Source organism: Cupriavidus malaysiensis (genome assembly GCF_001854325.1).
Classification (GTDB): domain Bacteria; phylum Pseudomonadota; class Gammaproteobacteria; order Burkholderiales; family Burkholderiaceae; genus Cupriavidus; species Cupriavidus malaysiensis.
Map to the genome: position 1 here is coordinate 111,928 of NZ_CP017754.1, position 11,606 is coordinate 123,533.

The 11,606-nt window shown below is 69.8% G+C and carries 8 protein-coding genes; 4 read left to right on the forward strand and 4 right to left on the reverse strand.

Annotated features, from left to right (window positions below; genetic code table 11):
* Window positions 1-75: 75 nt before the first annotated feature.
* The 4 genes from gcvP to BKK80_RS00570 all read left to right on the forward strand — a co-directional run bounded on the left by gcvP (window position 76) and on the right by BKK80_RS00570 (window position 5,586).
* Complete coding sequence (gene gcvP / locus BKK80_RS00555) at window positions 76-3,003, forward strand: aminomethyl-transferring glycine dehydrogenase (RefSeq protein WP_071068415.1); 2,928 nt, start codon at window positions 76-78, stop codon at window positions 3,001-3,003.
* Window positions 3,004-3,066: 63 nt separating this feature from the next.
* Window positions 3,067-3,603 carry a DUF421 domain-containing protein gene (locus BKK80_RS00560; RefSeq protein ID WP_071010368.1) on the forward strand — a complete coding sequence of 179 codons (537 nt, stop codon included), beginning with the start codon at window positions 3,067-3,069 and terminating at the stop codon, window positions 3,601-3,603.
* Window positions 3,604-3,680: 77 nt separating this feature from the next.
* Window positions 3,681-5,057, forward strand: coding sequence for an L-serine ammonia-lyase (locus tag BKK80_RS00565; protein WP_071010370.1), 1,377 nt, complete (start codon window positions 3,681-3,683; stop codon window positions 5,055-5,057).
* A 205-nt stretch (window positions 5,058-5,262) separates the two neighbouring features.
* A complete protein-coding gene (locus tag BKK80_RS00570) occupies window positions 5,263-5,586 on the forward strand; it encodes an EthD family reductase (protein WP_071010371.1) in 324 nt (107 codons plus the stop codon).
* Between the two features lie 190 nt (window positions 5,587-5,776).
* Here the strand turns inward: BKK80_RS00570 and BKK80_RS00575 are convergent, their stop codons facing one another.
* The 4 genes from BKK80_RS00575 to BKK80_RS00590 form a co-directional block, all read right to left on the reverse strand.
* Entirely contained in the window at window positions 5,777-6,892 is a 1,116-nt protein-coding gene (locus tag BKK80_RS00575; RefSeq protein ID WP_071010373.1) for a YbdK family carboxylate-amine ligase, read from the reverse strand.
* Window positions 6,892-8,127, reverse strand: coding sequence for a cation:proton antiporter (locus tag BKK80_RS00580; protein ID WP_083384175.1), 1,236 nt, complete (start codon window positions 8,125-8,127; stop codon window positions 6,892-6,894). The genes BKK80_RS00575 and BKK80_RS00580 overlap by 1 nt, the downstream gene beginning before the upstream one ends.
* Before the next feature lie 145 nt (window positions 8,128-8,272).
* Window positions 8,273-10,225 carry a tetratricopeptide repeat protein gene (locus tag BKK80_RS00585; protein ID WP_071068416.1) on the reverse strand — a complete coding sequence of 651 codons (1,953 nt, stop codon included), beginning with the start codon at window positions 10,223-10,225 and terminating at the stop codon, window positions 8,273-8,275.
* Window positions 10,226-10,365: 140 nt separating this feature from the next.
* On the reverse strand, window positions 10,366-11,514 hold the full coding sequence (locus BKK80_RS00590) for a branched-chain amino acid ABC transporter substrate-binding protein (RefSeq protein WP_071010378.1): 1,149 nt from the start codon (window positions 11,512-11,514) through the stop codon (window positions 10,366-10,368).
* Window positions 11,515-11,606 lie beyond the last annotated feature (92 nt).

Consider the following 11,606-nt stretch of genomic DNA (forward strand, 5'->3'; position numbering starts at 1 on the left):
GACGGGGCCGCCGAGACCGAACGACCGCGCGGCGGCCGGCCGACCACCGGCGCCGCGCCTGACGAGACCCCTGCCATGAATGCCCCGCTGCCCATGAACGCCGCCCACGCCCGTCCCACGCTGGCCGAACTGGAGGCGCGCGACGCCTTCGCCGGACGCCACATCGGCCCCGACGCCGCCGAACAACAGCACATGCTGAAGGTGCTCGGCTACGACAGCCGCGCCGCGCTGATCGACGCCGTGATCCCCGCCGCCATCCGCCGCCGCGACCCGCTGCCGCTGGGCGAGTTCGCCGAGCCGCTCAGCGAGGAAGCCGCGCTGGCCAGGCTGCGCGCCCTCGCCGGCAAGAACAAGGTGTTCAAGAGCTTCATCGGCCAGGGCTACTACGACACGCATACACCCGCCGTGGTGTTGCGCAATATCTTCGAGAACCCGGCCTGGTACACCGCTTACACGCCCTACCAGCCCGAGATCTCGCAGGGCCGCCTGGAAGCGATGCTGAACTTCCAGCAGATGGTCACCGACCTGACCGGCCTCGACATCGCCAATGCCTCGATGCTGGACGAGGGCACCGCCGCCGCCGAGGCGATGACGCTGCTGCAGCGCGTCAACAAGCATGCCTCGCAGACCTTCTACGTCGCCGACGACGTGCTGCCGCAGACGCTGGAAGTGGTACGCACGCGCGCCAAGCCGCTCGGCATCGAGGTCAAGGTCGGCCCCGCCGCCGAGGCCGCGGGTGCGCATGCCTTCGGCGTGCTGCTGCAATATCCCGGCGTCAACGGCGACGTCAATGACTACCGCGCCATCGCCGACGCCGTGCATGCCGCCGGCGGCCTGGTGGTGGCCGCCGCCGACCTGCTCGCGCTGACCCTGCTGGCCGCGCCCGGCGAATGGGGTGCCGACGTCGCGGTGGGCAACTCGCAGCGTTTCGGCGTGCCGCTCGGCTTCGGCGGCCCGCACGCCGGCTACATGGCGGTCAAGGACGCGTTCAAGCGCTCGATGCCGGGCCGCCTGGTCGGCGTGACCGTCGACGCGCAAGGCAACAAGGCCTACCGCCTGGCCCTGCAGACGCGCGAGCAGCACATCCGCCGCGAGAAAGCCACTTCGAACATCTGCACCGCGCAGGTACTGCTGGCGGTGATGGCCTCGATGTACGCGGTCTACCACGGCCCGGCCGGCCTCAAGCGCATCGCGCAGCGCGTGCACCGCCTGACGGCGACGCTGGCCGCCGGCCTGGAAGCACTTGGCTTCGCGCGCGCCAATGCCACCTTCTTCGACACACTGACGCTCGAGACCGGCTTCAACACCGAGGCCATCCATGCCGCCGCCAGCGCGCGCGGCATCAACCTGCGCCATGCCGGCGCCACCCGCGTCGGCGTATCGCTCGACGAGACCGCCACGCGCGAGGACGTCATCGCGCTGTGGGAGATCTTCTCGCATGGCAAGCCCCTGCCGGCCTCGCTCGCCTTCGATGCCATCGAGGCCGCGGCGCAGGACGCCTTCCCCGACGGCCTGGCCCGCCAGAGCGCCTACCTGACGCACCCGGTGTTCAACACGCACCACGCCGAGCACGAGATGCTGCGCTACCTGCGCATGCTGGCCGACAAGGACCTCGCGCTCGACCGCACCATGATCCCGCTGGGCTCGTGCACGATGAAGCTGAACGCCACCAGCGAGATGATCCCGGTGACGTGGCCCGAGTTCAGCCGTATCCACCCGTTCGCGCCGCTGGACCAGACCGTCGGTTACCGCGAGATGATCGACCAGCTCGAGGCGATGCTGTGCGCCGCCACCGGCTATGCCGCCGTCAGCCTGCAGCCGAACGCCGGCTCGCAGGGCGAGTACGCCGGCCTGCTGATCATCCACGCCTACCATGCCAGCCGCGGCGAGAGCCACCGCGACATCTGCCTGATCCCGTCCTCGGCGCACGGCACCAACCCGGCGTCGGCGCAGATGGCCGGCATGAAGGTGGTGGTGGTGGCCTGCGACGAGAACGGCAACGTCGACCTGGACGACCTGGCGAAGAAGGCCGAGCAGCACAGCAGCAACCTGGCGGCCATCATGATCACCTACCCGTCCACGCACGGCGTGTTCGAGCAGGGCGTGCAGCAGATCTGCGAGATCGTGCACCGCCACGGCGGCCAGGTCTACGTGGACGGCGCCAACATGAACGCCATGGTCGGTACTGCCGCGCCTGGACAGTTCGGCGGCGACGTCTCGCACCTGAACCTGCACAAGACCTTCTGCATCCCGCACGGCGGCGGCGGCCCTGGCGTGGGCCCGGTGGCGGTCGGCGCGCACCTGGCGGACTTCCTGCCCAACCAGGACAGCGTGGGCTACCGCCGCGACGACAACGGCATCGGCGGCGTGTCCGCCGCGCCATTCGGCTCGGCCAGCATCCTGCCGATCTCGTGGATGTACGTCGCCATGATGGGCTCGGCCGGCCTGACCGCCGCCACCGAGAATGCCATCCTCGCCGCCAACTACGTCGCCAAGCGCCTGTCGCCCCACTACCCGGTGCTGTACACGGGCCAGCACGGCCTGGTGGCGCACGAGTGCATCCTGGACCTGCGTCCGCTGCAGAAAATCACCGGCATCAGCAACGAGGACGTGGCCAAGCGCCTGATGGACTACGGCTTCCACGCGCCGACGATGAGCTTCCCGGTGCCGGGCACGCTGATGATCGAGCCGACCGAAAGCGAAGCGCTGCACGAGCTGGACCGCTTCATCGACGCGATGATCGCCATCCGCAAGGAGATCGCGCGCGTGGAAGACGGCAGCTTCGACCGCGAGGACAACCCGCTCAAGCACGCCCCGCACACCGCCGCGGTGGTGACTGCCGACGCCTGGCCCCACCGGTACACGCGCGAGGAAGCGGCCTACCCGCTGGCGTCGCTGCGCACGCAGAAGTACTGGCCGCCGGTCGGCCGTGCCGACAACGTGTACGGCGACCGCAACCTGTTCTGCAGCTGCGTACCCATCGGCGAGTACGCGCAGGACTGAACGGCCGGGGCCGGAGCCGGCTCCGGCCCGGCCCCACGCAGGAATCCGGAGTCAGGAGTCGCGATGTGGAACCTGAGTGCTCCCTGGTGGGAGTTCGTGCTGCGCGGGCTGATCGTCTACGGCAGCGTGCTGGTACTGCTGCGCGTGACCGGCAAGCGCCAGATCGGGCAGCTCACGCCCTTCGACCTGGTACTCCTGCTGGTGCTGTCCAACGCGGTGCAGAACGCCATGAACGCCGGCGACAACTCGGTCACGGCGGGGCTGATCCTGGCCGTCACGCTGGTTGCGGCCAACCTGCTGCTGGCCACGCTGACGGCGCGCAGCCGCCGCTTCGAGCGGGTGGCCGAGGGCCGGCCCGAGGTACTCGTCCACGACGGGCGGGTCTACCATGAACTCATGCAGCGCGAGCGCATCACCCGCGACGACCTGCACAAGGCGCTGCGCCGCGCCGGCTGCGAGCGCCTCGGCGACGTGCACGTGGCCATCCTGGAAACCGACGGCAGCATCAGCGTGCTGGTGCACCGGGAAGCGCCGGCGACGCCGCGCGAGGCCGCCGGCTCGCTGTGGCACCAGGGCGCGGCGGACGACGACACGGTCTGAGGCGGACAGGGCCCTCACCCACCACCACGGCTGACCGCCATCCGGCGATCCGCCAGGCCATCGAGAAGGAGACTATCGTGGCTGTCAGCGTCTTCGACCTGTTCAAGGTCGGCATCGGCCCCTCGAGTTCGCACACGGTCGGCCCCATGCGCGCGGCCGGCCTGTTCGTCCATGGCCTGGAGCGCGACGGGCTGCTGTCGCGCGTGGCCACGGTGCGCGTCGAGCTGTACGGCTCGCTCGGCGCCACCGGCAAGGGACACGGCACCGACCGCGGCGTCATCCTCGGCCTGATGGGCGAAAGCCCCGACACCGTCGATCCCGACGGCATCGCCGCACGGCTGGCCGCGCTGCGCGCCGGCGGCCGCCTGGCGCTGCTGGGCCGGCACGAGGTGCCCTTCGTCGAGAAGGAACACATCGCGTTCTACCGCCGCGAGGCCATGGCGGAACACCCCAACGGCATGAAGTTCCATGCCTTCGACGCGGCCGGGGCCACGCTGCGCGAGGCGCGCTACCTGTCGGTCGGCGGCGGCTTCGTGGTCACCGCCGGCGCGCCCAATACGCAGGTGCTGGAGGCCGAGCGCCAGCTGCCCCATCCGTTCCGCAGCGGGCGCACCATGCTGGAGATGGCCGCCGCCAGCGGCAAGTCCATCGCGCAGCTGATGCTGGAGAACGAACTGGTCTGGCATGGCGAAGCCGAGGTTCGCGCCGGCCTGCTGCATATCTGGGACGTGATGCAGGCCTGCGTCGCGCGCGGCTGCCGCACCGACGGCCTGCTGCCCGGCCCCTTCCAGGTGCGCCGGCGCGCCCCTGAACTGTTCCGCCACCTGACCGAACGCGCCGAGCGCGCCTTGTCGGATCCCCTCTCCGCGCTGGACTGGGTCAACCTCTACGCCATCGCCGTCAACGAGGAGAACGCCGCCGGCGGCCGCGTGGTGACCGCGCCGACCAATGGCGCCGCCGGAATCATCCCTGCCGTGCTGCACTACTACGACCGCTTTGTGCCGGGAGCCAGCGCACAAGGCGTGGTGGACTTCCTGCTCACCGCCGGCGCCATCGGCCTGCTCTACAAGCTCAACGCCTCCATCTCCGGCGCCGAGGTGGGCTGCCAGGGCGAGGTCGGCGTGGCCTGTTCGATGGCGGCCGGCGCGCTCGCCGCGGTGCTGGGGGGCAGTCCGGCCCAGGTGGAGAATGCCGCCGAGATCGGCATGGAGCACAATCTCGGCCTGACCTGCGATCCGGTCGGCGGCCTGGTGCAGATCCCCTGCATCGAGCGCAACGCGATGGCCGCGGTCAAGGCGGTGAATGCCGCCCGCATGGCCCTGCGCGGCGACGGCATGCACTATGTGTCGCTCGACTCGGTGATCAAGACCATGCGCGAGACCGGCGCCGACATGAAGACCAAGTACAAGGAGACGGCACGCGGCGGCCTGGCCGTGAACATCGTCGAGTGCTGAGCACCGGCGCGCCGGAGCGATGGGCGGCGGGCGCGGCGGAAGCAGGCCAGGCGGGCGGACAGGGCGAAGCGGACGAAGCGGACGGAAAGCACGAGTCTGCACTTTTTGCTAGGCTGGCGTCCTGCCCGCCTTCGCCGCGCCGCGGCGGGCAGGTGCAGCACGCGCCCGGCGCGGCCTCTCTTGCGACAACGAACGGGATCACCCCATGATCAAAGTCAGCATTCTCTATCCGTACCAGGAAGGCGGCAGGTTCGATTTCGACTACTACCAGTCGCGCCACATGGCGCGCGCCGACGAGCTGTTCCGCAGCGCGCCAGGCTACCGCGGCTACGCCATCGAACGCGGCCTGGGTGGCGCCGCCCCGGGCTCGGCACCGGCCTACGTGGCCATGGGCCACTTCCTGTTCGACGATGCCAACGCCTTTGCCGCCGCCTTCGGGCCGCACGCGGCCGAGCTGCAGGGCGACATCCCCAACTACACCGACGCCAGGCCATTGATCCAGCTCAGCGAGGTGCTGCTGCCGCGCTGAGCCGGGACGCGCCGCCGGCCGGCGCCACCTCCCGTGCGGCCTGAAATGGCCCCGCACTGGCCGCCACGCTGGCGCGCGGCGAGTTCGCGCCGACCGTCAATCTGAACGTGTCCTTCGCCCGGTCGCCTCTGCGCGACCGGGCGCGTGGTCCGGCGCGGCAGGCGTCAGGGACGCAGCAGCCCCGGGAAACTCAGGAGGCCCAGCTGTCGCAGCTCTGCCGCACCGTGTCGCGCAGGCTGCGCGATTCCGCATAGGTCCGGCGCAGCCAGCGCTGGTCGCCGCTGCGGCTTGCCGCCAGCGCGCGGATATTGGCCAGGGCCTCGAGCGAGCCGAGCGCCTCGGCATGCGGCACCAGCGCATCGCAGATCGACAGGATGTGATCGGCGATCGGCACCCGCGTCAGCTCGTTGGGATGCACATACTCGCCCTCCAGGCCGAAGCGGCAGGCCTGGAAACGGTTGAAGGTGTAGACCAGGTAGTCGTCCTCCTGCGGCATGAAAGGGCGCGCCAGCAGCAGGTAGCGCGCCAGCGCCTGGATGTAGGCGGCGATGTCGCAGGCCTGCCGCACCGTCAGCGGCGTGTCCATCACGCGGACTTCGATGGTGCCGAATTCCGGCTTGGGCCGGATGTCCCAATAGAAGTCCTTCATGCTCTCGATCACGCCGGTGGCGTGCATCTTGTTGAAGTAGGCGGTGAAGGCGTCCCAGGTCAGCACGAAGGGCGCGCGCCCGCTCATCGGGAACGCGGAGACCGAGTTCAGGCGCGCCGAGGCGAAGCCGGTGTCGACGCCCTGCACATAGGGCGAGGATGCCGCCAGCGCGATGAAGTGCGGCACGTAGCGGCCGATCGCATGCAGCAGGTAGAGCGACTCGTCGGCGCTCGGGCAGCCGATGTGCACATGCTGGCCGAATACCGTGAACTGCTTGGCGAGATAGCCGTACAGCTCGGAGATGTAGCGGTAGCGCGGCGAGTCGGAGATGGTGCGTTCGGACCACTGCTGGAAAGGGTGGGTGCCGCCGCCGCAGATGCCCAGGTTGAGCGCGTGCGAGGCCTCGACCATCAGGTCGCGCATGGTGCCGAGTTCATCCAGCGCCTGCGCGTAGCTGTGGCAGATGCCGGTGCTGATCTCGATCATCGACGGGCTGATCTCTGGCTTGATGTCGCCCTCGTGGCGGGCGCCCTTGAGCGCGCGCAGCAGGTCGGGCGCAAACGGCGCCAGGTCATAGTCGTGCCGGTTGACGAGCTGCAGTTCCAGCTCGACGCCGAAAGTCAGCGCCTCGGAGTGCGTGAACGATTCCAGTGACATCAGTGCGCCCCTCCATTGCCATGGCCATGACTGTTGCCGCCACGCACCTCGCCGGCGAAGCGCAGGCCCAGCGCGGCCAGCGCGGGCGCCAGCAGCTGCTCGATGGCCAGCGTGCACAGGATGATGGCGGCCAACGGCTCGCCGGTGTCGGGATAGAGCCGCGCCACGGCGCTCATCAGCAGGAAGGCCAGCCCGGACATCGGCCCCAGCGCCAGCCCGAGCGCCATGCATTGCTTGAGGCTCAGCCCGGAGAAGGAGCCCAGCGTCACCACCCCGGCCAGCTTGGCGGCGTGGCGCAGCACCACCAGCACCACCGCCGCGGCACCGCCGACGGCCCAGTCGTGGGCCGTCAGCGGCAGGCCCAGCGAGACCACCATGACGATGATCAGCAGGCTGCCCGCACTGCCGAAGTGCGCCGGCCACACATGCGGCTGGCGGTCCTGGTGCTTGAACACCACGCCGGCCAGCATCAGCGTCAGCGGCATGGACAATTTTAGTACCTGCGTCAGCGCCAGCGCGAACAGCACCAGCCCTACCAGTACCAGGAAGCTGTAGTGATCGTCACTCGACATGCGCGCATAGATGGCGTGGCCGGCCTTGCCGACGCCCCAGGCCAGCGCGCAGGAGCCGACCAGCAAGTAGAGCGGGTGCAGCAGCGCGGCGCCCAGGTTGCCGTACTCGGAGTGCAGCCAGCCGGTGGCGAGCTGCACGATGATGGCCGCATAGATGCTGTTGAGCGCGGCCAGGGCCAGCAGGCGCTCGGTCACCTGGCCCTCGGCGCGCAGTTCGTTCTTGAGTTGCAGCACGATGGTGGGCGAGGTGCTCACCGCGATGCCGCCCGCCAGGATCGCCACCGCCGGCACCACGCCCATCCACTGCAGCACCGCCGCCACCAGGCCCCAGGTCAGCAGGCTCTCGAAGGCACTGGTGAAGAGCAGCCAGCGGTTGGCCCGCAACCAGGTGATGGAAAGGCGGTGGCCCAGCTCGAACAGCGCCAGCGCCAGCGCCATGTCGATCAGCACATGGGTCTGGGCCAGCATGTTCTCGTCGAGGATGCCGCGGCCCAGGGTGCCGGCGGCCAGGCCGGCAGCCGCATAGCCGATGATGCGTGGCAGGCGCAGCCAGGCGCGGCAGATCTCGCCGGCCAGGCCCGCGCCCACCAGCGCCAGCCCTACCCAGAACAGCCCGCCGGGGGCTAGCGGCAGGCTGGGAAACAGTTGGCTCAGTCCAGTCATGGCTGCCATGGTACTGGAAGCCCGTGACATTCCGTGTCGGAGTTTGTCCGACACCGCCCCCATCAGTGCGGCAACAGCCGCCAAGTTCGACCAAAAACCAGCCATCCAGCCGAAAAGGCCGGGGCAATGACGACTGTGCGGCCGCTCACACTCCCCACAGCTTCCACTTGGGACGCGTCGCCCGCAGCGCGGTCTCGACCTTGGCGTAGAGACCGCGGCTGCGCCCTTGCGCCGCACCGCGTGCGCGCGCCTTGCCGAAGTACTCCAGCGCAGTCTCGCGCCGCTCCATCCCCAGCGCGGCCTGCACCGCGACCAGGCAGGCCTCGGCATCCCAGTCGTCGCGCACGGCGAAGGCCGCGTCGAAGTCGGCCAGGGCCTCGGCATGGCGCTGCTGCTCGGTCAGGATCAGCGCGCGCTGCACGCGCGGGCCGGCCGCGTCGCGTGCATCGTCGCCGGCCAGCGCAATGGCCTGCTCGAACAGCGGGAACGCCCGCGCGCTGTCGCCGAGGCCGCGCCAGACCAGCCCGAAGCGGTTGAACAGCCAGGCATCCTCGACCAGCAGCGCACGGCGCTGCAGCGCTTCGATCTCCGCACACAGGTCGGCACGGTCGTGTTCGTGGGCGCCGACGGCGGCAGCCTGCAGCAGGGCTGCCAGATGCGCGCGCGCATGAGCCATGGCATGCGCCGACTCGCTGCGCGCCTCCACCGGCAGGCCATCCAGGCGCGTATCCATGTGGGCCAGCGCGATGCGCGCCGACTCGGTGGCCTCGCCGCCGCCGATGGCCAGCCAGGCCGCCATCAGGCGGCTGACCACCCAGCCGACGTTGGCCGGATCGCGCTCGACCGGGTAGCGGTTGAGCACCTCGCCGGCCGCTTCCACCGCCTTGTGGTGGTCGCCCGCCTCGGCGTAGCTGTCGAGCAGGTCGATCCACTGCGCGATGAACTCGCTGGCGGCAATGCCCTTGCGATGCAGTTCGATGCGCTCGGCCACGTGAGCCGCGCCGGCCGGCAGGCTGCGCGCCAGCAGGCGGCACAGCAAGGCGTACAGGTGGGGGTCGGCGTCGCCGCCATGGCCTTCCGCGCTGCCCTCGCCACCGTCGAAATAGTGCTCGAAGCGCTGCTGGCCCAGGCGCAGCGCCTGCACCAGCTGGGGCCGCAGCGCGGTCTCGGCCGCGGGCGTTTCGGCGATCAGGTCGGCCAGCGCCTCGGCCGCGCGGTAGTAGCCGGCCGCGTCCTGGGCCTGGGTATCGAAGGCGAAGCGCTGCCACAGCTCGCTGACCGCGGCGGCGTTGCCCGCAGCGGCGGCGGCCTGCTGGCGCCACGCCAGCGCGCGTACCTGCGCCTGCGGGTCGGGCTGCTGGCGCAGATAGGTGTCGAGGTCGTCGAGGGCACCGGCGATGTCGCCGACGCCATGCCGCAGCGGCGCGCGCAGGCGCCTGGCCTGCGGATGGTCCGGCGCTGCCGCCAGCACCTGGCCGGCCTGGTCGAGCGCCACCGCGTCGCCGCCCGCGGCGTCCATGCCGAGCAGGCCGGGGTTGTCCAGCGCGATGCGGCCGAGGCAAACCCGCAGCATCGGCTCGGCGCGCTCGCCCGCCGCGTTGACGTGTTCGACGCACAGCGGCAGGATCTCCTCCACGCCGAGATCGGGTGCGCGATACAGCAGCGCATACCAGAAGCGGCCGGCCTCGGCGAACTCGCCCAGGCGGAAGTGGGCCAGGCCGGCATGCAGCAGCGCGGTCCAGTCGCCCGTGGCGAGGCCGTTGCGGCGGGCCGCCTCGTGCAGCCAGGGCAGCGCTTCCCGGCAGCGGCCCTCGCTCATCAGCAACAGGCCGTAGCGCAGCACCAGCAGGCCGCGCGAGGCCAGGCGGTGGGCCGGCTGCAATGGCTGGCTCGACAGCGCCACCAGCGCCTCGTCGAGGATGGCGTAGGCGCGCGCCTTGTCACCACGGTCGAAGGTCAGCCGCGCCAGCAGCAGCACGTAGTCCACCACTTCCGGATGCGCGCGCGCTAGCTGGCCGGCGATCTGCAGCGCCTCGTCATAGCGCTCCGCGTTGGCCAGTTCGACGGCATGCGCGTAGCTCACTTCCTGCACGGACACGACAACTCCTTCTGCTCAATCTGAATGTGCGAGTGCGGATTATGCGCCAACGGCAGCACCAGCATCGCGAGCAATAGCGGCGAAAAAAAACGCCACCCCCTGCTGGAGTGGCGTTTTATGCCCTTGAGACGTGCGCTGGCTTACTTGCCGCCGACCGTCTGCAGCACGGTCCACTTGCCGCCCACGACCTTGTAGACGGTGATGCCGCCGTCCTTCAGGTCGCCGCGCGCGTCGTACGCCAGGGTCTTGGTGGTGACGCCCTGCATATTGGTCGCCGCCAGTACCGGCAGGTAGCGCGCCGGGTCGGCCGAGCCGGCCTTGATCATGGCCGTCATCATCGCGGTGGCGCCGTCGTAGGCATACGGCGAATAGGTCTGCACCTTGCTGCCGAAGCGCTTCTCGTACTTCTGCTCATATGCCTTGCCGCCCGGCATCTCGTCCAGCGGCAGGCCGGCCAGCGACACCACCGTGCCCTCGGCGGCCGTGCCGGCCAGCTTCAGGAAGTTGTCGGTCTTGGACATCTCGCCCGATACCATCGGCGACTTGATGCCCAGTTCCTTCATCTGCTTGGCCATCGGCGCGGACTGCGTCTCGGCGCCGCCGTAGAAGATGATGTCCGGATTGGCACGCTTGATGTTGGTCAGCACGGCCTTGAAGTCCACCGCCTTGTCGTTGGTGTACTCGCGCCGCACCACCTTGCCGCCGGCCGCCTTGGCCGCCTTCTCGAACTCGTCCGCCAGGCCCTGGCCATAGGCGGTGCGGTCGTCGACGATGGCGATGTTCTTGGCGCCCAGCTTCTTGACCACGAAGGCCCCGATCACCGAACCCTGCTGGGTGTCGGAGGTCATCATGCGGAAGGTCGTCTTGAAGCCCTGGCGCGTATACTCCGGCGCCGTCGCCATGGCGATCTGGGGGATGCCGGCGCGGTTGTAGACCATGGAGGCCGGGATCGTGGTGCCCGAGTTGAAATGGCCGAGCATGCCCTGGATGCCGGAATCCACCAGCTTCTGCGCCACCACCGAACCGGTCTTGGGGTCGGCCTGGTCATCCTCGGAGACCAGCACGAACTTGACCGGCTTGCCGCCGATCTTCGGCTTGGTGGCGTTCATGTCCTCGATGGCGAGCACCACGCCGTTCTGCATGTCCTTGCCATACTGCGCCTGGCCGCCGGTCATCGGCGCGGCGAAGCCCAGCTTGATCTCCTGCGCCTGCGCGAAGGCGGTGGTGGAGGCCATGCCTGCGGCGGCCAGGGCGACGGCCAGCGCCGTCTTGTGCAATGTCGAGTTCATCAGTTCTCCTTGGTCCCTTTGGGTCCCGATTGATGCCGCTTCCGGCAGTATGCGCGGAACGCCTTTGCGGCGCCTCGCTTTCTTGCGCAGGC